Below are 25,420 nucleotides of genomic sequence, written 5' to 3'. Positions count from 1 at the left end.
CGAGGCCGGTGAAGCGTCACTTTCGCTCGTCGAACTGACGCTCGAGCGCGTCGATATTGGCCTTACCCAGTTCGTAGAAGTGCCGGTCGAGCCAGTAGTACTGCTCGACCGCTTCCCGCACTTCCTTCGCAATCGCGTCGTGTTTGCCGTGGCCGCTCCCACGCACGTTGAGCAGCCCGATGTCGAGGCGCTCGCCGCTGCGTGCGGCGACCATCTTTTCCAGCACATCGAGACGCTCGATCGGCACGATGTGATCGATCTTCAACGCCCGGATGTATTCGTATTGCGGCATCCAGTGTGCATCCGGCGCGACGTGCTTGTTTGTCATGAGGAACTTCATCAGCCGGCGCAACCAGTACTCACACAGATTGCTTTCACCATCCGGGGCGCTCCCGAAGATCTCGACGATCTGTTGCGAATGGCGTTGCGCCATCGGATTGTCCAGTTCCTGCACGAAGAAGTGGTTGCAGGCGCTGACGATCCGGTCAAGCGGATCGCGGAACACGGCGACGCGAAGATATTCGGGGTCCTTCATGATTTCGTCCGCGCGGCCCGGCGACAGGTCCTTCAGCAGTAGCCCCGTATTGTTGCCCGCGAGAGCGGCATGAATCTTGTCGTCATCGGTGCCGTGCTTCGCGTCGAGATCATCCTGAATCGGCAGGGTCCGCCAATCGATGCCCCGGGCTTTCAGCAGCGCTGTGAGGATGGACGTATGGGCATTCTTGGCTATCGGCACGAAGATCAGCTTCGCCTTTTCCAGAATGCAGATTTTCCACGCCACCGGCATGTCGGGAATGCTGAGCAAACCGCCGTTGCTTCTGAATTCGTCCGAGCCGACGATCGCGCGCTCGACGTCATCGGCCGAGTTGAATGCCTGGAAGTGCTGCAATCCTTGCGGGTCGGGCGTACGGCCCAGGTACCGCTCATAGAGGGCGCCTATGACTGCTATATCGACGGTCATCAACTGTTCCTGCTGCTTGTGAAGTGCTCGGGGAGTGGCCCCGCACCCTTGAATGAATACGCCGGCGTCGCCTCGCGGCCGCGCTGGCCACGCCGCGTTATGAAATGCCGGTCTTGGACGCAACGCTGCGCAGCGGCACTGACGCCGGCATCTGATACTCCGGCACCCAGCGGTGCAGGTCCCGACGCACCTGATCGTCGCTAACCACGCGCAACTGCATCAGCCACGGCAGAAGCTGCTCCAGCAAGTCTGCCGGCACGTCGCGAGCACGCGCGATGCGAAGCTTCGGGTGCGGTGTGCGCGTCGTCGTCTCGTCGTCGGCGAGGAGCTCTTCATAGAGCTTCTCGCCTGGTCGCAAGCCCGTGAATACTACGTGAATCTGCTCCTGCGTGAAGCCGTACAAACGGATCAGGTCGTGGGCCAGATCCGCGATCCGTACGGGCTGCCCCATGTCGAGGATGAAAATCTCGCCACCTTCGCCCATGCTGGATGCCTGGAGGACCAGTTGCGATGCCTCGGGGATCGTCATGAAAAAGCGGGTGATCTCCGGGTGCGTCACCGTCACCGGGCCGCCGCGCGCGATCTGCTCCTGAAACTTCGGAATCACGCTGCCCGCACTGCCGAGCACGTTGCCGAACCGTACGATCTCGAAGCGCGTGCGATTCCCCGCGCTTTGCTGGAGCGCCGAGCAGACCATCTCTGCGAGCCGCTTGCTTGCGCCCATCACGTTGGTCGGATTGACGGCCTTGTCGGTCGAAATCAACACGAATCGCGCTACGTCATGCCGAATCGCCGCGCGCGCCACACGATATGTGCCCAGCACATTGTTGCGCACGGCCTGCCACGCATTGAGCTCTTCCATCAGCGGCACGTGCTTGTACGCGGCAGCGTGGAAAACAATGTGCGGCCTGTACGTCTCCATGATCCGGTCGAGCACGAGCGAATCCTTGACGTCGCCAATCGCGGGAAGCACTTCGACTTCGGGATAGCTCTCGCGCAGTTCCTCGTTCAGCCGGTAGAGCGCGAATTCGGAACTGTCCAGCGCCACGAGCTGCGCAGGACCAAAGCCCATGATCTGACGGCACAGTTCAGAGCCGATCGAACCGCCTGCTCCCGTCACCATGACCACGCGGGACTTCAACAGCGAGTCGACGTGAGCCGTCTCGATGTGCACGGGCTCGCGGCCCAGCAGGTCTTCGAGATCGATCCGGCGCACGCGCGCAAGCGTAGCCTGCTCTTCGCCAAGTGCCGTCAGCGCGGGCAGCGTCAGCGCCTTGACGCAGGCGCGCACGCACAGCGTCGCGATCCGGCGATGCACTTCGGGCGAAGCCGAAGGCACGGCGATGATCACGTGCTCGACCTTCATTTGGGCGCTCAAACGATGCAGATCGTTGATCGTGCCCAGCACACGATAACCGTAGAGCTCGCGCCCCAGTTTGACGGGGTCGTCATCGAGAAGACCGACGAGACGCCACTCGCCGGAGCGCTTCAGTTCGCGCACGAGATTCGCTCCGGCGGTGCCCGCGCCGATCACGAAAACCGGCTTGCCCTGCCCGACAAGGCCACCGTAGCGGTAGAACTCCTTGGCGCTGCGATAAAGCGCACGTGAACCGCCCATGATCAGGAACAGCAACATGGGTGACACGACCCACACGGAGCGAGGCACGATAGGCTGAGGCTGAAGCAGCGCAGTGCCGATCACGACAGCAAGTGCTCCCATGCCAACAGCCTTGGCGATGCGCACGAGGTCCGGCAGGCTGGCGAAAACCCACATGCCGCGATAGAGGCCGTAACTGCGAAACGTCACCGCGTACGCGATCAGGACGAAGACCAGTGCACGAAGCCCGCTGTGCATATACGGGAACGGAACCGGACCATTGAACCGGATTACGTATGCCATTAGCCATGCGGCAATGACAGCACACAGATCGAACGCAAATGCGCCAATCGAAAGCCAGCGGGCTTTAAATTTTTTCATCGACGCAAGATAACTGTCAGGTTTGCACAAGGCGGGACCGGTACCTGCGCCAGCGCCTGTCGATATACATTCCGGCTGCCCCGAGTACTGCCGCCCACACGACCACCGTCAGCCATTGCTGGACGGGTGCAAGATTCCTTGCTGCGATAGCCAGTATTATGCCCGCTGCCATAAACGAATACCAAATGCGCGCCGTCAGGGCGTGGCCGCACCCCATCTGTACCATCCTCTGGTAGTAGTGCTCGCGGTGCGCCTGCCAGACCTTTTCGCCCCGCAGCAAGCGACGCGCCAGCGTGACCGACGCGTCCACAATGAACGGAGAAAAAATGAGTGCCGGAAACCAGACCGGCCAAACGCCGTCACGCCAGCCCCAATAGCCGAGCGCCCCGGCAAGAAAACCCAGCGGAATCGAGCCGGCGTCCCCGAGAAAAATTCGGGCTGGATGAAAATTGAACAACAGAAAGCCGCCAGCGGCGCCCGCAGCCAGCGCGCTGGCCACCGCGAGTTGCAACTCCGGGCGCGCCGACGTCAGTGCCGCGATCGCGTATCCACCGAATCCAAAGAGGGCCATACCACCGGCGAGACCGTCGGATCCGTCCATGAAGTTGTAGAGATTGACGAGCCACACCATCAGCAAGCCGATAACGACGAGCGCCCACGAGGGCACCGGCGCCGGATAGAACGCGACGAGCGCCGCGACGGCCGCAATGTGCGCGCCGAACCGCACGCCGACTGGCAGGCCGCGCCGATCGTCGATTTGGGAAAGCGCCGCGAGCATCGCAAAGGCCGCCGCGGTCAGCCAGAGAGACGGCGCCATGACCGCCATGAACACCGCGATGACCGGGACGATGCCCCAGCCGCCCACGCGCGGCGTCGGGCGCGTGTGAAGCGAGCGTTCGTTTGGAATATCGGTGGCAAGGCGCCAGGCAATGCCCGTCTTGAGCAGCGCCCAGAGCACGAGCGCGCAAAGGCAAAAAGCGAGAACCGCGCTGCCCGTGACATGCAGGATCGAACCGGAAATCATGTTTGTCGGTGCCCGAATCAGTGCGTGGCGCGGTACCACGCGGCCGTTTCCAGCAGCCCCTGCTCGACCGTATAGGGCGCACGCCAGCCCAGTACCTCGGTAATGTGGCTGCTGTCCACGCGCAGCTCGTCGAGCAGACGGGCGATTTGCGCTGATCGCCCCGTCACGCGGCCGGCCAGGCGCAGCAGTTGAGGCGGAATCGAGATAAATCGGGCCGGCACGTGCAGTTGCCATCCAAGCATGCGGGCAAGTTCCACCACCGAGAGGTCGTGGCCGTCGGTCACGTGAAACAAGGTGCCTGCGGCGCGCCGGTCGGTTGCGCAATGCACCAGCGCATCAGCGAGGTTATCGACGTACACCATGCTACGGCGCGCCTGGACAGCGCCCAGCGGCAACGGAACGCCTTTCGCGATCGCGTTCATGAGTTGCAGGAAGTTGGCGCGCACGCCCGGCCCATAGACAAGGGGTGGACGCACGATTGTCACCTCTAGGCCGGATCGACTGCCGAATTCGGTTAGCGCACGCTCGGCTTCGAGCTTCGAGATGCCATAGGGATCGATTGGAGCGGGCGGCACCAGTTCACTAATCGGCTCCCGCCCGGCGCTCGATTCGCCCACAGCCTTGATGCTGCTGACAAAGACGAAACGGCGGGCGCCTGCGCGACGCGCGGCACGCGCCACCCGCAACGTGCCGGCGACGTTCGTTTCCCGGTAAGCCGCGAGCGGATCAATGGCGCGGTCGCGCATGACGTGAACGCGGGCAGCCAGGTGAATGACCGTGTCGCAGCGCAACGCGTCCGGCCAGCGGGTTTCGATTTCGCCGAAATCGTCGCTATCGAGCAGCCACGCCTGGACGCCGTCGACTACCGTACCCGGCCGCCGGACAATGCCCGTTACCGCGTCGCCTCTTGCAAGCAGGAGACGCGACACCGCCTGGCCGACAAAGCCGTTCGCACCGGTTAAGACTATCCGTTGGGTCATCAGTCGCCGTCAAAGACATCACAGGAAAATTCGGCAAGCCGCGCGGAGACGGCGAAACCTTGATCGCGTTCAGTCGCGCGTGCTTGCCGCCGCCCGGGGCGCTGGCGTCGACAATTGTATAGCTCGGCGCGCCGGCCCCGACGCTTCGCAGCTGCACAGAGCCACGTCCGGCTCAGACGCGCCGGGGCTTCCCGGCCAGGACATCCTCATATAGGGAAACATAACTGCTCCCCAACGCCTCGTCCGAGAAGAGCCGCTCATATCGCTCCCGCGCGGCTGCGCCCATCTCCCGCGCGCGGGGTTCGTCATTCAATAGCGCATTGACAGCGCCCGCCAATTCGTCCGGCGCTTCCGGCCGCACGACATACCCGGTGACGCCGTGCTCGTTGACGTACGACGTACCCGAACCGATCTCGCAGCAGACCAGCGGCTTGCCGAACATCGCCGCCTCGACGAGCACCATGCCGAATGCCTCCGAGCGCAACTGCGAGGACAGCACCAGCCCGCGGCATCCCTCGAGCAAAGCAATTTTCTCCGCGTCAGACACCTGCCCCGCGAAGATCACGTTCGTCGCACCACGCTGCTCGGCCAGCGCTCGCAGGCGCGACATCTCGGGCCCGGATCCGGCGATCACCAACTGCGCGGGGATCGAAGACGCCGCCTCAATCAGCGTGTGCAGTCCCTTGTAATACCGCAATACGCCCAACGACAGGAAATACGGCCGCCCGTCGAGCGGCAGTCGCGCCAGCACATCCCGATCCGCGCCCGCGTCCTTGCCCGATGCGTAGTCCGCGATACCCAGTGGAATCACACGCACGCGTTCTGGCGCCACAAGTCCCGTCAAAATCGGGCTCGACTTCGCATAGGCAGGCGACGTGGCAACTACCGCCGACATCGACGCGAGCATCCGGCGCATCACCGGGCCATAGACATAGCCAAGCGCGCGCTGCCGCACGACGTCCGAATGGTAGGTCATAACAGCGGGCTTCCTGCGATCGCCCAGCAGCCGCAACACATCTCCGAACGGCCACGGAAAATGAAAGTGCAGGACATCCGCCCACGCCGCAAGCTCACGATACTGACGCAGCGCGTCGAGCCCGCCCAGGTCGCACGAAGCCGGCGCGGCCCACGACCTCGAGCGCAGCACTGGACCTTCCGGGTAGACCACCTCGCGCGGCTGCGGCTCGGGGGACAGCGTGAAAATGCGCGGATTCGCACCGCGCGCGCGCGTCGCGAGACAGATCTGGCGGATCGCCTCCTGAAGGCCGCCCGGCGGATCCGGAAAGTACGTGCGATACACGTGAAGCACATTCATGCTTCGCACGTCCACCTCGACACGTCTTCGAACGCATGCCGGTAGTCACGGCCAGCGAGCCGCTCTGCGCCAGTAGTCAGGGCGTAACGCATGCTCAGAACGACGCGCCCTTCTCGTTACGGCGCAGGTCTGCTTCGACCATCATGGCGCAAAGCTGCTCGAGGGTCGTTTCCGGCTTCCAGCCCAGCTCGCGAGTCGCTTTCTCAGGATTGCCAATCAGGAGGTCCACTTCTGCCGGGCGATAGAACTTCGGATTGATGCGTACGATGGTCTTGCCGGTCCGCTCGCAAACCCCTTGCTCGTTTTCGCCTTCGCCCTTCCACGTAACAAGAATGCCGGCGACTTTAAATGCCATCGTCACGAAGTCACGCACCGTGACGGTACGGTTGGTTGCCAGCACAAACGTGTCCGGCGTGTCGGCTTGCAGCATACGCCACATGCCTTCGACGTATTCCTTCGCAAAACCCCAGTCGCGCTTCGCGTCGAGGTTGCCGAGCTCGAGTGTTTCGAGCTTGCCGAGCTTGATCTTCGCTACCGAGTCGGTGATCTTGCGCGTGACGAATTCACGGCCGCGCAGCGGCGACTCGTGATTGAACAGAATGCCGCTGCAGCCGAAGATGCCGTATGACTCGCGGTAGTTCACCGTGATCCAGTGCGCGTAGAGCTTGGCGACACCGTACGGGCTGCGCGGATAGAACGGCGTGCTTTCGATCTGCGGCACAGCCTGGACCTTGCCGAACATTTCCGACGTCGAAGCCTGGTAGAAGCGGATCGCCGGATTGACGATACGAATCGCTTCGAGCAGGTTCAGCGGGCCAATGCCGGTGATCTCTGCGGTGGTGGCCGGCTGGTCGAACGAAACGCCCACGAAGCTCTGCGCCGCAAGGTTATAAACCTCCGAGGCACCCGTCGTCTGCAGCAGGCGGATGCTCGATGACAGATCGGTCAGGTCGTACTCGACGAGATGCAGGTTCTCGTGGTTCTGGATGCCGAGTTCCTCGATACGCCAGAAGTTCACTGAACTGGTGCGCCGATAAGTGCCATACACGGTGTAGCCCTTGTCGAGCAAAAGCTCTGCGAGATAGGCGCCGTCCTGGCCAGTGATGCCCGTAATAACTGCGGTTTTGCTTCGAGTGTTCATCAAAATGTCTACTATAAAAATAAGTCTGCCAAGCAGTGGTTAACTCGTTGCGGCACACGAGGCCTCGCCGTCGCCGGCGCGAAGCCGCGCGGTGACCAGTTGGCCGAATCTGCGGGCGCTCTGCGCCCAGGTATCCCACGTCAACGCACTGGAGTCCGGAATGGCGCCTCGTTCCCGAAGCGACAACCACGCATCGATGGCACGCACCAGATCTGCGCCATCGGTGCCGGAAAAATAGAAGGCGGCAGCACCCGCCACCTCGCGGAACACGGTGATATCCCGCGCCACGATCGGCACGCCGTGCTTCGCTGCCTCGATCAGCGGCAATCCGTAGCCTTCTCCCTCGGAAGGCGACAACAGGCACGATGCCGCTGCGTAAATCTTTTCCAGGTACTCGTCGCTGATGCCCTCCAGCCAGAAAAGACGCTTGCCGAGCTGCCCCGAAGACCGGATGGCATCCACGATGGCGGGAATCGTTCTGCGCTCTTCGGCGGGCAGCGGCTTCCAGCCTTCGTGACCGACGATGACCAGATTGACGTCCTTGCCCGCGGCCCACAGGCGCTCAAACGCCTGAACCGCCTGCAAATGCCCTTTGCGTGGCTCGATCGTGCCGACCATCAAGAATGACGGACGCGCGCGGATGGCGTCGAGCACCTCCGTTGAACCCTCCGGCATACCCGCGCTCGGAAACGACGCGCTAACGTCGGCACCGTGGTGCGACACCAGCAGCGCCGGCGCGCTGCAGCCCGGGTGATTCGCATTGATCAATGCCTCGACGTCATCGCGCACATGCTGCGAAATGCAGACGAGCAGATCCGAATTCGCACATACCGTGGAAAACCAGGCCGCATGCGACGCGTTTGCCCACGGCGGGAAGAATTCGGGGCGAGTGATCGGCAGCAGATCGTGGATCATGAAGCCGACTCTCGCGCCGCACGCGCGCCAGAACGCGTATAGCCCGTAGTTCGCGGCGGCAATCACGCCGTCGGGGAACAGATCCAGTCCGATCAGCACGTCTCCACTCGCAGGAACGACAATGTCGTCTTGCGAATCGACGAGCTCGAATCCCGGCTGAGCGGCCAGGTACCGTTGCGCCCGGCGCACGCGCCACACGCCGTTATCTTCGCTCAAGTACGCCGGCACGACGTCGAAACCCGCCGGCGGTTCGAGCAGCAGTTCGCGCACGAGCGAACGCGCTACTCGCTCGATCCCCGTCTTGAGATCGTTGCGGACTGTCGCCGACAAGTCGAGATAGAGGCGCGGCTTGCGCGGTGCAATCACAAGCTCGGCGACGCTCTGCGCAGCCGCGTCTCGCACGTCGGCCGTGCTCTGCGGATACCGCGCCCAGAATTCTGCGAGCGAGCGCTTCATCCGCCTCGTATCGGCTGCGTTGAAGGCACCTTCAATCGCATGCGCATACCCCGCGGCTGTCTTGTGCGGCTCGTGAACAGCTGCGATATAGGCGGGGCCGCGCACACCCAGTTCCTCGCGCAAGCTTGTGTCGGCGCGTAGGCGCCTGAGCGCGACGACGAGGTCGTCGACCTCGAACTCATCGGCGAGTTTGGTCAGGATGTCGTCCGGGTACTCGGCCATCGGCCCGTTTGCGTTGACAATGAGCGGCACGCCGTGCGCGAGACAGTCGAGCACGGTGCGCGACGTCTCCCCACGCGACATGGTCCGCAACTGCACGGCGATGTCGGCCGCCGACAACCAGGTCACGAAACTTTCGTGGTCGGCGAATCCGGTGATCTTGATCCGGGCGCTCCCGGCAAGGCGTGCCATCACCTCCCGCAACTGACGGCCATACTCCGAGTTATCTTCGCCGCCGACGAATACGAGCCTGCACTTGACGTCGTCAGACAGGCCCGAACGCGCCCAGGCGTCGACGAGCACGTGGTTGAGCTTCGTCGCATCCATGAACCCGTATGCGCAGACCAGGATCTCATCCTCTGCGATGCCGAGCCGGCGCCGCGCATCGATCCGGCAACGCAGATCCTCCGCAGCCCGGTGTTGCCTGACGAGATGAACCTTTTCCCTGAACGGCTCGCCGTAGTACTGTGCGACGAGGTCGCGGCTGTAGTTCGAGTGCACGATGACGCTCAACGCGTCGCGCACAACCTCATAGCTGCAAGGCCAGCGCCATTTGCTGGCCAACGCGCCTTCGCGTGCGAGTTGTTCGAGCGCACGATAGCCGTGCGAGCGCACCAGCGCGCGCTTGAACGCATCATGGCCGAAGCCCGTGTCCTCTGCCCACAGCATCAGGCTGCTGATGAAGAAGTCATGCAGCACGACGACGCCTGGATAACGCTGCATCATGGCCGGCATGTGAGCATGAAACGGCGAGTTACCCATCTGGTAGACAACCCGCTCGAAGTCCCCTGCGTTCTGCTCGAACCACGCAATCGACTTCACTTCGAATTGCTCGCCCCCGGGGCCCGGCCAGACCTCTGCCTGATCCGAGATCACCGTGATGTCGTACGTTTCCGCGAGCGTCGGCAGAAGTTCGGCGACATAGTCGGCAATGCCAGTTTGTTCGGGCGGCAACGGCGACACCATGGCGACACGCGGCTTTGCGGTACTGACCGGCAGCGCGGTCGGCGCGGGTGCGCTCCGTTGCGCGAGCCGCGCCTCGATTGCTTGCAGCGCGCGTTGCGCCGTCTTGTCCCACGAAAACGCCGCCGACTGCCGGATGCCATGTTCGCGCAACGAGGCGCGATAGCTTGCGTCGGTGAGCGCGCGAGTCATCAGCGCAGTGAGCTCTTCGAGCGATCTGGGATCGAACAGCGCGTCTTCACGGCCGATGACTTCCGGCACGCTCGTCGCATTCGATCCGAGCACGACCGCGCCGCATGCCATCGCCTCGAGCGGCGGCAGCCCGAATCCCTCATGCAGCGAAGGAAAGACGAATAGTTCGCACGCCTGATAAAGCGCGAGCAGCTCCGCGTCTGTAATGTGACCAAGCACACGAAGCTGACCGGGCGCGAGCCCAGCCTCTAGCGCCTTGCGCTGAATCGCTTCGATGCGGTCGGTGTCGGCGCCGCCCGCGAATACCAGCAGACGGCCACGCCTGAGCAACTCAGGCAGCGCGCCGAACGCCTCGACCAGCAGTTCGAAATTCTTGCGCGATTCCAGACTGCCCGTGGACAGCACGAACGGCTTGTCGAGTTCGAACTTGCTCGAAATCACCGGGTCCGCCTCGCCGGAGCGCGGGCGGAACATGTCATTGCAGGCGGACGACATGTTGACGACCCGATCGGCCAGTTCCGGAATCGCTCCGATACATTCTTCGCGTGCGTAGCCCGAAATGGACAGCAGGAGATCGGTTCGCTTGAGCGACGCAATCTTGAGGTCGTAGTAGTTCTTGTAATGCCCCGGCCAGTTCGGATCCGGATTCAGATACGGAATCAGATCGTAGAGCGTGACAGCCGTGAGCGGCCCGTTGCCGAGCAGGCCCACTGACGTGACGGCGTCGTCAACGAAACCCTCGAACAGGCTGGTCAGCAGCACGGCGTCCGGCGCAACGGATTGGATCAGCCGCTCACGCGCCAGTTCAGCCAACCGGGCGCGGCCCGTATTCGCCGTGTCAAATTCTGCAACAGGCCCGTCAGTCGTGAAAACCAGGATGTTTTCAGCCGGGACATCATCTGCAAAAATGCCTCTGATTTCGTCCAGCCCTTCCGGATAGAGACCATTCAACAACAACTTGATCGAATGCGAACCGCGATTGCGCACAATCGCCTGAGCGAGCGCGAGCGAATACCGCCCGATGCCTCGAAAGCGACTGGCCGACTGACAACCTTGCAAATCGATTAATATTTCCACGTTGGCTCGCGATTCGTTAGACGCTACAGCAATCGATTGTAACAATTGACAATTTCAGGAGCGATTTGCGGCCAAAGCAATCGGTGCCGCGCGGCCCAGATCGACTTGTCGGTCGACGCGTTGGCGACCGCAGCGATCCCCGCACGCATCGACTCGTGGGACCACGGGTCGACGTATGTCACGGAGTCGCCGAAGTATTCCGTCGTCGAGCCGACCTGGGTCAGCAGCACCTTGGCGCCAATCGCCGCCGCTTCGATTGCCGCGATGCTGGGCGTTTCGAGCAGGCTCGGCATCGCGAAGAACTCGCAGCCGGCCATGGCCGAGCGAACCAGTTCCGATGCATAAGGCAGAAAACCAATGATGCGAATCTTGTCTCCGCCTTCCTGCAGACAAGCGTCGGCATAATATTGATCGCGAATTCCGCCGGCAATGACAAGTGTCAGGTCCGGACGCTCCTGGCGCAGGAGCCGCAAAAATTCGAGCTGGTTCTTGCGCGGCTCGACATTGGCGACATTCAGGACAAACGGCCCTTCGATATTGAAGCGCTCCCGGAACACACGCATATCAGCCGGCACGAGAAATTCCGTTTCCGCGCCGTTGTATACGGTATGGAACTTCTGGCGGTCCATGGCGAACACGCTACTGAGCGCGTTACCTTCCATATTCGAATTGACGATCACGCGATCGGCAACCTCGAGAATGTTCCAGATATCCGAATAGGGATAGTTGTCCCTGGTTTCCGGCGTGATCCACAAATTGGGATTCACCACAACCTTCATGCCGCGGCGCTTCGCGTAATCGCACATCTCGATCACGTTCGGCATTACCGAGAAAACGTGCAGGATCTGATATTTGTCGAACTGCGGATTCCACATATCAAACAGATCAACCTGCACGCCGCAGCTGCGCAGATGCCGCGCATAGGCAGAAAGCTGCCGCTCGCCACCGCCCGGGATATCCATCGCCCAAGGATAGCTGTAGAAAAGCACATTCATTCAAAAACCCTCTTCGAGCTTCTTTAGTTTGAGGCGCGACCCCTTCGCGCCCGCCACCCGGTCAGACCGCGGCCAACATCCGCTCGACCCGAGCGTCCCACGTATTATCGCCTACGCAAGCGAGTGCCTCGCTTTGGCTAAGGCGCCCGCGGCGCAGTTGCCGCTCGATAGACGCGACGAATGCTTCCGGCGTCGCGCCAACTTCGAGCCCTTCGAACCGGCCGCTCGTGAAGTCGAGTGGCGTCGATACGACCGGCAATCCCGCCGCCAGATACTCGAAGAACTTCATCGGAAACATCGAGCGCGTGTAATCGTTCAACAGGGTTGGCAACAGGCCAACGTGCATCCCGCGCAGGTAATCCGGCAATTCCTCATAGCGCCGATATCCGAGAAAATGCACATTCGGCAGGGCCTTTAGCCGCGCGACCCACTCGCTGCGCTGGCCTTCGCGCTCCTCGCCGATGAAGAACCAGTTCCAGCCGGGACGCTGCCGGGCCGCCTCGAAAATGAGCGCGAAATCCACCTTGAAGTCGGACAAGACGCCGTGATACACGAGGCGCGGCCCTGCAATCGCAGCGATTTCCCCCGGCACCGGCGCCGCGGCATCGAGCGAGCGCCCGAAATGCGCCGTGTCGACGACGTTCGCGAAAAAATGCGTATTCGCGTTGTGTGGCTCGCACTTTTCACGCAGCGACTGCGCGGTCGTGAAGACAGCATCGCACGTGGTCAACAACTGCTGTTGTGCCGCGTTGAACCCATCGACGTCCACACCGGGAATGGCCGCCAGATCGTCCACGCAGTGATAGACCACCGGTCCGTGCGGCAGCGCCTGGATAGCGTCCAGCATGAACGGATGATATGTCCAGATCACCGGATCGCTGAAGCGATGTCGGCGCGCGAATCGAACGATTCCGTGTCTGAGCAGCCACTGGTTGAGGCGCCGCACAGCAGGCCAATGGTGTCCGGCCGGAATCATCAGCGGCGACAGCACCCACACGTTCGCATCGCGCCGCGGGGGCGTCAGAAAATTCGAGCGCAGGCCGCTCCACAGTCGCCGCGCAATGCGCTTCCAGTCCTTGCCGCTTGCAAGCCTGGGCGCGCGCAGCCCCGGGCTTTCTACGTAAAGCACGCGCCAGCCACGCCGCGCGAGCGCGCGAGCCGTGTGCTGCTTGTTGGTCCAATACGGCTCGTCCCAGTCCGCCGTAGAGAAGAGGACGCAGTCGCGCTCGATGCGGTCCGCCCGTGTGGCGTCAGTCACTGAGCACCTCGACGCGCTGGCCCACCAGGCTAGCCACGATGCGCTCGGCCGCCCGGCCGTCGCCATACGGGTTGGCGCGGTTGCGCAGCGCCTCGCGACGCTCGGGATCGTCGAGCCACGCGCTTGCCGCCGCCTCGATACGCTCGGGCGTCTGCCCCGCCAGCGTGGCGAAGCCGGCATCGACGCCTTCGCGCCGTTCGGTATGACTACGCATCACGACGACGGGCACGCCGAAGGTCGGAGCCTCCTCCTGAATGCCGCCCGAATCGCTCAGCACGAGCAAGCTGCGGCTGATGAGGTAGAGGCTGGCCTCGTAATCCACCGGATCCATGAGAACGAGATTCGGCACGGCGCCCAGCTCGCGCAGAACGGGCTCACGTACGGCGGGATTCAGGTGCACCGGGAACACCCAGCGATGGTCCGCATACCGCTTGCACAGATCGCGCAGCACCTTGCAGATGCCGCTGAGTGTTTCACCAAAATTCTCGCGGCGGTGGCAGGTCACCAGAATATGAGGCGGCTCTTTGCCGTGCCATCCGGCACGGGCTAGCGACGCCGGCACCTGCTCCCAGGCGCGGCGCGCAAGCAGGATGGCGTCGACAACCGTATTGCCCGTGACGACGATTTGTGCCTCGTCGATGCCCTCACGCAGCAGATTTTCGCGAGCGCGCTCTGTCGGCGCGAAATGCCGCGAGACGATCTGCCCTAGCAGCCGGCGATTCGCTTCCTCAGGAAACGGATTGGCAAGATCTTTCGTGCGCAGGCCCGCTTCGACATGCGCCACCGCGACGCCGCGGTGGAACGCGGCCAATCCGGCGCAATACGCCGTCGTCGTATCACCTTGCACGACGACCCAGTCCGGCCGTTCGCGTTCGAGCACGCCGTCCATCTCCGCGAGCAAGCGCGAAGCCAGGACGTTCAGTGAACGTCCTGGGCTCATCGTGTCGAGCGTGACATCGGGAAGGATGCCGAACGAGTCCAGCGCCTGCGCGAGCATTTCGCGATGCTGCCCAGTTGCGCAAACCAGGGTTTCGGCGACCGGCCGCAGCGCGTCGATCACTGGCGCTAGCTTGATGACTTCCGGCCTCGTGCCGAGTACGACCAGCACCTTCATCGCGGCAGCCCCTTGTTTGTCACCGGCACGCATTCACCGCGGTATTCCACGGCGAACACCAGCGCGTTCGAGCTGGCGCGGGGTGCAATGAAGCGGAAGGCGTCACCGTCTTCGACGACCTGAATGGAGGCCTTTGCTCCGAGAAAATCGAGTGCAGCGTTTTCGTCGAGAAAAATGGGTTTGACGGCGCGCGAGCGAATATGCGCGATCAATTGTTCGTGAGCGGCGATACGAACGGCCTCATCCGTCCAGCCGTACTCGTAACGCGGCGAGAATGGATGATCGAGGTAACCGAACAGCGTGCGTGTTTCGCGCGCGAGATCGAATGCCTCTTTGAACACGGCCAGTGCGTCACCCGACGCAAGCATACAGTCGCCGTGCAGCATCGTCTGCTGACTATGACCGATGAAGCCGTCCGGCAAGCCCGCCAGCGTGCCGCCGCGCGCGATCAGGAACTCGGGATCGTTGCGGATGATGCCGCCCACGCAGCCCGCATAGCCTGCGTCGCACAGCGCATGCAGCGCGTAGTCCGGGCTCTGGTGGAATGGCGACACCGCATAGCGCACGCGCTGCCCAGTCACCTCTTCGATCAGGCGCATCGATTCGGTACCTTCCGCCAGCGCTGCTTCGTAGCTGCCGCCCCAATTCGGCGCATGCGTTGCGGTATGCGACATCAGTGCAGTACCGGCAGAGGCGGCGAACTCGCGCAGGATTGCGTAGTGCGTGTCGTCGCGCAGATTGGACGTATGGATCGCGAGAGAAAACGGCACGCCGAGGCGCTGGTAGGCCTGCCATAGCGCACGCGCCGACTCGATGTCTTCGTCGCAGTCGAGGCGCGATGTGATCGCGGCGTCATATCCCCAAGGGATCTCGCTCAACACCGGCTGACACGGCAGGACATCCGCCCGGTGGGCAGAAAGAAAATTCTCGACGAGACGCCATTCGAATGAGTCGCATGGCCCCACCGAGCGGTTAAACCAGAGCACGCTCGACTGTGCCTGCTGCCACAGTGCGGCGTAAGCCAGGCGAGCCGCGCCGTCGATCTCAACCGAAGCAAGCCGCGCAGCCGGCGGCACATCCAAGGGATGACGCAATGCCCATATCGAATGATCGGCGCGAATCGCGCCATAGCCCAGGTTGTTCCACTCGTCGGTGAAATCAAATCGCTCGAAGGGCCGCTCCCAGGCTCGCCCTCCCAGCATCGTAGCCGTGTCGTCATAACGCACGCGCGCTGCGCTCTGCGCATCATGGCCGGCGAGCGCGGGCACGCTTCGCGCAGCCTCGGCGAGCCCCTGGGGCCACGCCGCATGCGTGCAGCCGAGGCGGCTCGCGAGCGCCTCAGGCAATCGGCCAAATACGAGGAGTTTGCCGGCACTTCCGTCAATCCATTCGACGAGCGCGTCGCCCCACGCGTCCGGCACATCGACCGCAACGATGAGCGCGGGCGTGCCGGCCGCGAAGAGCCCAGCACAAGCGAGCGGGCGCGCCTGCGCGGCGCTGACTGAGCGCTGCAGTGCCGCCAGCACGAGCCGGCCGGCAGCGCTGGACGTTTCGGGAAAGAGTACGCCGATCATGCAGTCACCACGTGACGGAACTTCGCGCGCCGGCCGACGCGCACGAACGCATCATGGTCGACATAGGCGATCGTGAACGCGTCCTGCCAATAGTCGCGCAGCTTCCTCGTCGTGTCTTCTTCGTTCGCCCACGGCTCGAGCACGATGCGCAGCGTCGGCGGCGAGGTCCGCAAGTCGATCTGGAACTCCTGAATGCCACCGACACGATGGTCGAGCATGTCCTGGATGTGGTGCGTAGGATGCGCAACGCCATTGATCGGCACGACGTCGTGAATGCGGCCCACCACATCGGTGAGGAAGAATCCGTTCTCGCGCTCCTCAACACGCGCCATGTCACCCGTGGCATAGCGGATGAGCGGCATCAGCCGGTTGCGGTAGCCCGTGAGCACGAGCTCATGTGTGCCGTCCACACCGTCATGATCGACGCGGCTTTCCGGCCAGCCTTCCGAGTCCAGGATCTGGAAACCATGTTCGTGACCGTCGAGCTCGTAGGCCATCACGCCGAGTTCGGCGAGGCCGTAACGGTCGATCACGCGGCAGCGCAGCGCGCGCTCGATCATCTCGCGCTGATGCGGCTCGAGCAGCTCACCGCTCGATTCGAACACGGAGAACGCTTTGTCGCTGCCGTACTTGCGCTCGATGTAGCACGCGAGCGCGAACATCGTCGAAGGGTGACCGTGCGCGAGGTACGGTTTGCGGCGCTTGAGCGTCTGCCACATCTCTTCGAGACCGGTATCGTCAATGCGATCGAAGAAGATGTTGCTGCGGTTCATCGCGAAGCACTTGAAGTCTTCGCGTGATGGCCACGGGGGAACCGCCTCGTCCGGGAAGCGGCAAGCGAAGTGCAGCTCCGAACGATAGCCGTGCTTTCCGATGCGTCGGCGCGCATAGAACGTGACTGCCGACGAATAGTCGGCGGCTACCTGGTCGTAAAAGATCGTGCACGACAGCCCGGTCGAACCGCCGGTCTTGCACGCGTGATGACGCACTTCTTCGAGCGGGCGCGAGAAGAGCCGCGCACCCTGTTCCCGGATGACGTCCTTTGTTAGATACGGTAGTTCCTCGAGGTAGCGCGGATCCTGCCCGGCCTTGAGCGGATCGAACCCGCGCTCGCGAAAGAGGTCCCGATAGTAAGGCACGTGTTCGCCGGCAAACTGCAGAATCGACACCAACCGCTCGAGCGCAATCTTGCGGCGTTGCGTGAAGGGCTGCTGATAGTAACGCCGCAGCTCGTCCACTTTCGGCCGCACGCTGCGTTGCTCGCGACTCTCCGCGATCGGATAGGCGACATAGGCGCCGGCCATGCCCTTTAGCAGGCGGAAGGGTTGGTGCAGGAACAGCGTCCGGCCGTAACGGACCAGAGGATGATCGGCGCGCACGGAATACATGGCTTTATCTAACCCTTTAACACAAGCTTGGGGACAGGCGGCTCTTCACGGATCGCCAAGGCGCAAGGCGCCTCGACGATCAGGCGGCCGAGCGGGACGCGGTTGCGTCCGTGGAAAGACTGGCACTGCCGGACGCGGCGCTACCCGCGCCACCTTCGGCGGCCGGCGCCTCAGCGCCGACAGGCTCGTCTGCGACGATCCTGCCGTGCTCGAGACTGATCTTGCGTGTGCACACCCGCTGCACGAGTGCGGGCTCGTGGCTCGCAATGACCACAATCGACGCGTGACCAACCAGCGCTTCGAGGCGCTGCGCCGCCTTGGCCTTGAAATCGGCATCGCCGACGCTTAGCCATTCATCCATGATCAGAATATCCGCCTCGATGCTCGTGGACATCGAAAATGCGAGCCGCAGCATCATGCCGCTGGAGTACGTCCGCACCGGCAGATTGAGATAGTCGCCCAGTTCGCTGAAATCGGCGATCTCGTCGATCTTGCTGCGAATCCGAGCCGGCTTGAGACCGTCCAGAATGCCGCGCAAATAGATGTTTTCGAAACCTGTCGCGTCCGGATCGAGACCCATCGACACGTCGAGCAGCGACGCGATGCGCCCATGGACCTTCAATTTGCCCCGCACGGGCTCGTACACGCCGGTAAGCGTGCGCAGCAACGTCGTCTTGCCCGAGCCGTTATGACCAACGAGACCGATGCGCTCGCCGTGCGAAAAATTGAAGCTCAGTTCGTCGATCGCGCGCACGACCGTGTGCCGGCCGGCATCTTGGCCGATCCGGCCGCCGGTTGTCAGGTTGAGAACCGCCTTCTTGAGCGATCGATGGGAATTCTCGTAGATCGGGAATTCGACGACGATTCCCTCTGCAACAATAGAAGAAGTCGTCATGATGTCAGAGCCAATACGGAACGCGATTACGGGTGCGGCGCATGAGGAGGTGCGCAAAGGCGAACCCGACCACGAGCATACCGATAGACCACGCCCACGACTCCCACTGCAGCGGACGCCCCATCAAGGGCGCACGCACGAGTTCGATTAAGTGATACAGCGGATTGTACTGCGCCACCCACGCGCGCGACTTCAACACTTCGGGCGACCACATCACGGGCGTGAAGAAGAATGCAACCTGGATAAGATTGGCGACGATGGGCTGAATATCGCGAAAGCGTGTGCAGAGCACGCCCAGCACCACGCTGAGCCAGACGCCCTGCATGAACAGCAGGAAGAGCGCGAGCGGCACGAGCAAAAACTCGATACTCGGACTGCGTCCAAGGAACACGATCAGCGCGACCACGACCGGCAGGCTGTGCAGCAAGATCACGAAATTGCGCCAGACGATACGGCAGATGTGCACTGTCAACGGTATGCGTATCTGCTTGATCAGATAGCCCGCACCGATAAACGCGCTGCACGCTTCGTTCGCGACTGAGGAGATGAAACCCCACACCACGAGACCGATCGCGAGATACGGAAGATATTCGTGAATGTCTTGATGAAGCAGCTCGGAATAGAGCGCACCCAACACGACCACCATGATCGCGGTGCTGAGCGTGAACCAGAACGGCCCGAGCACGGACCGCCGATAACGCTGACGAATGTCGTGCCAGCCCAGCGTGCCCCACACTCGCACGGCGCTCAGGCCGGCGATCAGATCGTCACGGCCATCATGGCTCGCGAGGTCCGTTTTACCTCGATCAATAACTGCATCACCCATCACGCTCGCCCGTACACGTCCTCGAACCGCACGATGTCGTCCTCGCCGAGGTACTCACCGCTCTGCACTTCAATCATCACAAGGCCGACCACACCGGGATTCTCAAGCCTATGCTTGTGACCCGCCGGAATGTAGGTCGATTCGTTGGTCGAAACGAACAGCTCGCGCTCGCCGTTGACGACCTTTGCCATGCCGCTTACCACGATCCAGTGTTCGCTGCGATGATGATGCATCTGCAGGCTCAGGCTCGCACCCGGCTTCACTTCGATACGCTTGATCTTGAAGCGCGGCCCTTCCTCGAGCACGGTATAAGTACCCCACGGCCGATGCACCGTGCGATGCATCTTGTGCGCGTCGTGGCCACGAGCCTTCAGCTCGGAATAGATATGCTTGACGTCCTGCGCACGGTCGCGATTGGCGACGAGCAGTGCATCGGGCGTGTCGATGACAATCAGGTTCTCGACGCCAACTGCGCCTATCAGGCGATCGCGACTTACGAAATAGCAATTATCGACATCGTGCAGCAGCGCTTCACCTTCCACGCGATTACCGTGGCTGTCAGGGCGGCACAACTCGCTCAGCGCAGTCCAGGAACCGATGTCGCTCCAGCCAATGGCACACGGCACGACCGCAGCTTGCGTACACTTCTCCATGACGGCGTAGTCGATCGAATTCTCCGGGACCATTCCGAAGCTGTTCGGTGCGAGCTGCACCTGCGACCAGCCGTTGCCTTCGGAAGTGCGCGACTCCCGCAGACATGCATCCGTGCTGCCCAGAATCTCAGGGCAGTGCTGCTCGAGTTCACGCAGGATCGAAGCCGCGGTAAAGCAGAAGATGCCGGAGTTCCAGAGGAAGCGCTTCGATGCGAGATATTCGCGCGCCCTTTCGAGCGACGGCTTTTCGACAAAGCGCAGGACCGTGTTGCCCTCTGCCTCGATATAGCCGTAGCCCGTTTGTGGCGAGTCCGGACGAATGCCGAACGTGACGATCTTGCCTTGATGTGCCAGCTCCTGAGCCTTGCCGACAGCTTCGGCAAACGCATCATGGTCAGCGATCAGGTGGTCGGCAGCGAGCACGAGCATCACCGTCTCCGGACCGCTCGTCTTCGCGATATGGAGGGCGGCGGCGGCGACAGCAGCGGCAGTGTTGCGCCCGAACGGCTCGCAGATGAATGATGTCGCAACACCGCACTCGTTTACTTCACGGAACTCGTCCTCGGTCTTGAAGAACAGTTCGCGATTGGTCACAGTCAGGATCTGCTTGACACCGTCGAGCGCAGCCGCACGCAGGAACGCCTTCTGCAGAAGGCTCTGGCCATCGGCCAGACGAATGAACGGTTTCGGGTGCGATTCTCGCGACACCGGCCACAGCCGGGACCCCGCGCCGCCACACAGGATAATGGGTATCAAACTCACGTATTCCTCTCTCGACGCTGTACTATTTATAGACGGCGCAACTAGACATTCGGTCACCGCGGCAGTAGTCGAGCTACGCCCTGCCAGACCAAGGCCGCCTACCTGTCGGTAGCGTCTGGGTAAGAGCGGTATGGTGGCATTTTATTCGCACTTCGGCAACAGAACTGTTCCGAATTGCTACAAATTGCAATCCCCTCTGCCCCCCTATTCTCCGGTCAAATCCTGCCTTACTGCGCCGACCTTATAGCGCGCGAATATCGCGATTCTACCCATCGGGCATTTTGCCGACGCAGCCCTGCAAAAGGAGATAGAAACTCGCCCATGTCGTCGACAGAAGGCCGGCCGCGCTGCGGTTCTCACGTCGAAAATCGGCCCGGCACGCGAATGAGCGACCAATCGCTTTGAATTACGTCAGTGAATACGCTGAAAATTCGAGCGGATTTGACGTTATGTACCGTACTTCTCCAACGGACAGATTCTGACGTGTTGCTGCGGACTCTGCGTGATTGACCTGCACGCGTCGTCCACCATACGCAAGTCATAGGTCCGGATCAGTTCGTTGACGCCTTGCGCCTCGCCATTTGTAAGAACCCAATTGTTCGCCCCGTTCGAGCGGGCCAGTTTCGCCCGGATGAAGCGCGCGGCGGGCGACGTCTCCGGTAGCGTCACTGTGTTTGCGTCCACGCCAATGAAGGAACTATCCGCGGACTGAACAAACGGGAGCACAAACGCGACCGGCACCTCGACAACGAGGACCGTCGCTCCGTGTGGCAAAGGAATATGCGAATCAACCAGCGCTGGAACGCTGGCGTATTGCATTCTCCCCCAATCCATCGGAAGGTCGATTTTGATCGAAATCAAAGCAATCAGCACGGCTAGTGTGGCTGGCACCTTGCGCGAAACTGACGGCTTGAGCAGTCGCGCGCAGATCCATTGAAGCGCCAACACGGCAAGAATGCCTGTCAACAATTCCAATACCAGCGCATAGCGGACGATCGAAAACAACGCCTCCCAAATGACGAAGCTTGACCAGAAGAACACCAGCAGGAGCACCACGTGTTTGCGTTTCCTGCCGGCGCCAAGACCAGCTTCAGCTTGTACGCCTGCACGCGACCCGAGCCACAAGGCAATGGCGATGCACACCGACGCGACGTAGGCGATCGCAAAACGGGGATCGCGCATCGGCAACTCGGCGACGTGCGACTTCCCGCCGATCCAGTAGAACGGATAGAACAGAATCTGCAGCACGCCGTGCGGCATGAAACGCAGATCGCGACCGACATTGCCGAACCAGACAGAATGAAACGCGCGATTGAACATCGGGAAGATGGGATTCCCGTACAACTGATAAATCTTCCACGACCACCACCCTCCTGCCGCGACGAAGCCGAGCAGCCAGCCAGCGGTAATCAGGCCGGCCGCGACAAGCGCCGCGCGCCAGTCGCGCTTCGTCATCATCACCGCAAGCACGAAGCCCGGCGCGAAAATGACCGCCGTCATCTTGAGGCCAGCAGCAACGCCGAGCAGTATGCCGGCAAACAGTCCCGACATACGATCTCGCCCTACACCGCGCAGTTCGGCCAGCAGAGCGGCGAGAATCAGGACTGCGATCGGTATGTCGTTGAACGTCGTACCGACTTCCGAGATTGTGACCGTTCCTGTCACGCCGATAGCCACCGCTGCCAGCACCTCGACATGGCGACCCAGTCCCGTGCCGGGGATGAGCAATGCGGCGATACGCAGACAGAGAAACATGGCGACGCCGTACGGCAAACCCGCCAGAACCGTCGTGACCCACGGCTGGTCACGAAACCACGACGTCCACGAAAGATAGAAGGGCACATCGAGGAGCGGATTCAGGTAGGACTGGATTCCTGCCGCCATGAAATCTTGATCGATCCGTCCGCTCAGCAGGGCGAATGGATTGTACAAGTGGTAGTTCTGCAGATCCCAGTTGAAATCCGGGCCCAACCGGAACGAAACGAAACCACCGATGGCGAGGCAAGCCCCGAACGTGAGGATCGTGAAAAGCCATCGCATCGAAGGTCGATTGACCCCGGGAACCACTTCCATCTTTTACTCCAACAAGTGTTCTTTCTTTTGAAATCACCACGGTGATCTTGATACCCGCAACGCACCGGGCACGCCAGAGGCTTCGCTTACACAACGCGCGAACGGTTCGCCGTGCGTCGCCTCAATGCGGGCCTCGAAGATTGGCCGCCCCGTCCGCCAGACTATCGAATGCGGGCGCCTGAACCTCGATAAACTCGACCATCACGTACTTGCACTCCGCCGGAAATTGCGCAAGCGCTCTTGGCAACGTGTCCGCACCCTGCCAGCGCACCCGATAGACTTTGCTGAAGTAACTCGTGAAACCCGCGTCACGCAGCGCATCAAAAAAACTGTCGCCTACGATGCATAGCGGTGGCAGTGTCTTGCTATCGTCGACCCGCTTCGTTGTGATGTACTCGAAAATGCCCTGATTCTCCTTCACTTGCACGTCGTTCGTATTCCACGTCGGCACGACGAACAGCCCCAGTTCAGAAGGCTGCTTGAACAACGGCAGGAAGTCGGATTCGCGACCAATATAAGGCCGCGTTTCGATCTTGAGTTCATGATCCCAAACCGGACTTTTGATCCCGGCATCCTGGCCGAGTTGATTGACGAACGTGCGCCCAACTGCAAACGCTGCTGGACTGTTCCAGTGGAAATCCGTCTTGTGGAAAACCTGTCGGCGCTCCTTCACCCGCGAGAGCACTGCGGCCGAATCCACATAAATCAGGTTCGGCAGAGTTTTCCACCGCTCCGTCGCCCTGTAAAAGCCGCTGGGCTGCGGAAGCTTCGGTGTGTCACGCGGTAGTTCGTCATGGTAAAAAACATCGCCAAGAAAAATCGGCATCAGGACCAGAGTCTGACTGCGTTTCTTGAGCGCTGCGGCAAGATCCTCGATCCCGGCAGTCAGCTGTTCGTCGCGCGATGCAAAGAAGCGCTCGGTAGCCGGCTTTTCGACATCGAGCACGCTTCGATAGAACAGCCATCCGTTCTTGCCGAGGTGAACACGATCCGACGTATGGAACACGGAGAAGTCGATTTGCGTTTTCAGGCGAATCAGGATGTCTCTCAGCCCATAGTGGTCATCGAAGTACTGTTCGAACTGATGGAATCCTGTTGCTGGATCCTTGAAATCAGCAAGGCGCGGCGGCGCAGTCAGTCTGCGATTCTCGTCGATCGTATAGGGCGGTAGGACTCCGGTGATCTTCTGGATTGCCGGAAGGCAGAGTGCGAGAAAAAATATTACGATTCCAGCCAGCTTCATGCGTTGCCTCAGAATCGAAAATAAATAAACGGATTGAAGCCGTTAGCCGCAATCATCGAGGCGCTTTGCACCAGAAGCATCAACAGCACGGCAATCTCGACACCGGTCGTCACATGACCCGCCGGAGCAAAACGGCGAAGCTTTTCGAATGGCGCGACAGCACACACTACGCCAACGAGCAAGAATACGCATTTGTCGGGAGTGAGATAGAAAGCCGGTCCGAACATCGACTTCGCACTCGGTCCAAGATGGAACATCGCTGCCAGATAATAGGCGGCGTGAGCCAGCGAATCCGAACGGAAGAACACCCAGCCGATCGCAACGAGCAACAAGGTCACGCCCTGGCCTGCAAGTCCTGCCGGGGCAAAGTTGAAACGATTCTTCAACACGCGTTCGATGACCAGCAGCAGTCCGTGGTAAAGGCCCCACAGGATGAAAGTGTAGTTTGCTCCATGCCACGCCCCGCACAGGAAGAACACGACGCACAAATTCACATATGTGCGAAACGCACCTTTCTGATTGCCGCCCATCGGAATGTAGACATAGTCGCGAAACCAGCGCGACAGCGTCATATGCCAGCGCCGCCAGAATTCGGTAATGCTCTTCGATCGGTATGGTTGATCAAAGTTTTCCGGAAATGCGAATCCCATCATTCGCCCCATTCCGATCGCCATATCCGAATAACCCGAAAAATCGAAATAGATCTGGAGCGTGTACGACACAATACCGAGCCATGCGAGACCGGTTGTCAATTCTGTCGATGGCAGCGCGAAGATTTGATCGGAAATTCGTCCAACTGTATCGGCAATGATGATCTTCTTCGACAATCCCAAAACGAATCTGCCGATTCCGCTGTAGACCTCTTCGACCACAACCGGGCGGTACGGAATACGCGCAACGACTTCGGCATATCGCACGATCGGGCCGGCAATCAATTGCGGAAAACAGATCATGTACATGCCGAAATCGATCAACGACCGGCTCGGCTCGACCTTGCGTTTATAGACATCCACAAGGTACGAAATGCTATGGAATGTGTAGAACGAAATACCGGCGGGGATGACAAATGCTTTGAGCGCGACAGGAAGATGCAAGCCGAAAAGTCGAGCGCCGTCGCCGGCGGCGCTCACCATGAACGGCAAATACTTGTAGACCACCAGGGGGGCAAGGTTGACAACGATACCCGCGACGAGCAAGCGCCGATCCGGTATAGTCTCGGCGACAATCCAATGTGCTATGCCGTAGTTCAATGCAATTGAAATGAGCAGGATGAGCGTGAGATACCCACCTGCCACCGCATAGAAAAGCGTGCTCGCTGCGAAGATAAAAAAGTTTTTTGCGAACGCCGGTGTCAGGTAATAAATGCCAAAGAACAATGGCATGAACGCGAACAGGAAGACTGCTGAGCTGAATACCAT

General features: G+C 61.2%; 19 protein-coding genes. 1 reads left to right on the top strand and 18 read right to left on the bottom strand.

Annotated elements, in window-relative coordinates; all coding sequences use genetic code 11:
- Positions 1-16: 16 nt before the first annotated feature.
- From FAZ97_RS03310 to FAZ97_RS03280, 7 genes are all read right to left on the bottom strand, one after another.
- Positions 17-1,084: a sulfotransferase family 2 domain-containing protein gene (locus tag FAZ97_RS03310; RefSeq protein ID WP_158757179.1), complete on the bottom strand. Its 1,068-nt coding sequence runs from the start codon at positions 1,082-1,084 to the stop codon at positions 17-19.
- On the bottom strand, positions 1,059-2,939 hold the full coding sequence (locus FAZ97_RS03305) for a polysaccharide biosynthesis protein (RefSeq protein ID WP_158757178.1): 1,881 nt from the start codon (positions 2,937-2,939) through the stop codon (positions 1,059-1,061). The genes FAZ97_RS03310 and FAZ97_RS03305 overlap by 26 nt, the downstream gene beginning before the upstream one ends.
- 16 nt (positions 2,940-2,955) lie before the next feature.
- Positions 2,956-3,963: an MraY family glycosyltransferase gene (locus FAZ97_RS03300; protein ID WP_158757177.1), complete on the bottom strand. Its 1,008-nt coding sequence runs from the start codon at positions 3,961-3,963 to the stop codon at positions 2,956-2,958.
- Between the two features lie 17 nt (positions 3,964-3,980).
- On the bottom strand, positions 3,981-4,943 hold the full coding sequence (locus FAZ97_RS03295; RefSeq protein ID WP_158757176.1) for an NAD-dependent epimerase/dehydratase family protein: 963 nt from the start codon (positions 4,941-4,943) through the stop codon (positions 3,981-3,983).
- Between the two features lie 172 nt (positions 4,944-5,115).
- On the bottom strand, positions 5,116-6,258 hold the full coding sequence (locus tag FAZ97_RS03290; protein WP_158757175.1) for a glycosyltransferase: 1,143 nt from the start codon (positions 6,256-6,258) through the stop codon (positions 5,116-5,118).
- 94 nt (positions 6,259-6,352) lie between these two features.
- A complete protein-coding gene (gene gmd / locus FAZ97_RS03285; protein ID WP_158757174.1) occupies positions 6,353-7,399 on the bottom strand; it encodes a GDP-mannose 4,6-dehydratase in 1,047 nt (348 codons plus the stop codon).
- Positions 7,400-7,438: 39 nt separating this feature from the next.
- Positions 7,439-10,906: a glycosyltransferase gene (locus FAZ97_RS03280; protein WP_158757173.1), complete on the bottom strand. Its 3,468-nt coding sequence runs from the start codon at positions 10,904-10,906 to the stop codon at positions 7,439-7,441.
- A gap of 18 nt (positions 10,907-10,924) precedes the next feature.
- Between FAZ97_RS03280 and FAZ97_RS03275 the strand changes: the two genes are divergently transcribed.
- Positions 10,925-11,212 (top strand): hypothetical protein, encoded by a 288-nt coding sequence (locus tag FAZ97_RS03275; RefSeq protein ID WP_158757172.1) that lies wholly within the window; start codon positions 10,925-10,927, stop codon positions 11,210-11,212.
- A gap of 32 nt (positions 11,213-11,244) precedes the next feature.
- On the opposite strand, the gene FAZ97_RS03270 is transcribed toward FAZ97_RS03275, so the two are convergent.
- The 11 genes from FAZ97_RS03270 to FAZ97_RS03220 form a co-directional block, all read right to left on the bottom strand.
- Entirely contained in the window at positions 11,245-12,216 is a 972-nt protein-coding gene (locus FAZ97_RS03270) for a glycosyltransferase family 4 protein (protein ID WP_158757171.1), read from the bottom strand.
- Between the two features lie 61 nt (positions 12,217-12,277).
- The gene (locus FAZ97_RS03265) at positions 12,278-13,474 is read right to left on the bottom strand and encodes a glycosyltransferase (RefSeq protein WP_233271623.1); all 1,197 of its coding nucleotides are present in this window, start codon (positions 13,472-13,474) and stop codon (positions 12,278-12,280) included.
- Positions 13,467-14,588, bottom strand: coding sequence for a non-hydrolyzing UDP-N-acetylglucosamine 2-epimerase (gene wecB, locus FAZ97_RS03260; protein ID WP_158757169.1), 1,122 nt, complete (start codon positions 14,586-14,588; stop codon positions 13,467-13,469). Before wecB ends, FAZ97_RS03265 begins: the two co-directional genes overlap by 8 nt.
- The gene (locus FAZ97_RS03255) at positions 14,585-16,162 is read right to left on the bottom strand and encodes a polysaccharide deacetylase family protein (RefSeq protein WP_158757168.1); all 1,578 of its coding nucleotides are present in this window, start codon (positions 16,160-16,162) and stop codon (positions 14,585-14,587) included. Before FAZ97_RS03255 ends, wecB begins: the two co-directional genes overlap by 4 nt.
- Positions 16,159-17,541: a phenylacetate--CoA ligase family protein gene (locus FAZ97_RS03250; protein ID WP_158759035.1), complete on the bottom strand. Its 1,383-nt coding sequence runs from the start codon at positions 17,539-17,541 to the stop codon at positions 16,159-16,161. The genes FAZ97_RS03255 and FAZ97_RS03250 overlap by 4 nt, the downstream gene beginning before the upstream one ends.
- Positions 17,542-17,629: 88 nt before the next feature.
- Complete coding sequence (locus FAZ97_RS03245; protein ID WP_158759034.1) at positions 17,630-18,445, bottom strand: ABC transporter ATP-binding protein; 816 nt, start codon at positions 18,443-18,445, stop codon at positions 17,630-17,632.
- 4 nt (positions 18,446-18,449) lie between these two features.
- On the bottom strand, positions 18,450-19,271 hold the full coding sequence (locus FAZ97_RS03240) for an ABC transporter permease (protein ID WP_158757167.1): 822 nt from the start codon (positions 19,269-19,271) through the stop codon (positions 18,450-18,452).
- On the bottom strand, positions 19,271-20,686 hold the full coding sequence (locus FAZ97_RS03235) for a mannose-1-phosphate guanylyltransferase/mannose-6-phosphate isomerase (RefSeq protein WP_158757166.1): 1,416 nt from the start codon (positions 20,684-20,686) through the stop codon (positions 19,271-19,273). The genes FAZ97_RS03240 and FAZ97_RS03235 overlap by 1 nt, the downstream gene beginning before the upstream one ends.
- Before the next feature lie 447 nt (positions 20,687-21,133).
- Positions 21,134-22,759 (bottom strand): glycosyltransferase 87 family protein, encoded by a 1,626-nt coding sequence (locus tag FAZ97_RS03230; RefSeq protein WP_158757165.1) that lies wholly within the window; start codon positions 22,757-22,759, stop codon positions 21,134-21,136.
- 121 nt (positions 22,760-22,880) lie between these two features.
- Positions 22,881-24,002 (bottom strand): alginate O-acetyltransferase AlgX-related protein, encoded by a 1,122-nt coding sequence (locus FAZ97_RS03225; protein WP_158757164.1) that lies wholly within the window; start codon positions 24,000-24,002, stop codon positions 22,881-22,883.
- A gap of 8 nt (positions 24,003-24,010) precedes the next feature.
- A complete protein-coding gene (locus FAZ97_RS03220; protein WP_158757163.1) occupies positions 24,011-25,420 on the bottom strand; it encodes an MBOAT family O-acyltransferase in 1,410 nt (469 codons plus the stop codon).

The organism is Paraburkholderia acidiphila (assembly GCF_009789655.1).
GTDB classification, from domain to species: domain Bacteria; phylum Pseudomonadota; class Gammaproteobacteria; order Burkholderiales; family Burkholderiaceae; genus Paraburkholderia; species Paraburkholderia acidiphila.
Note: the sequence above shows the minus strand (reverse complement) of the source record. Positions and strands in the feature narration are given on the sequence as shown.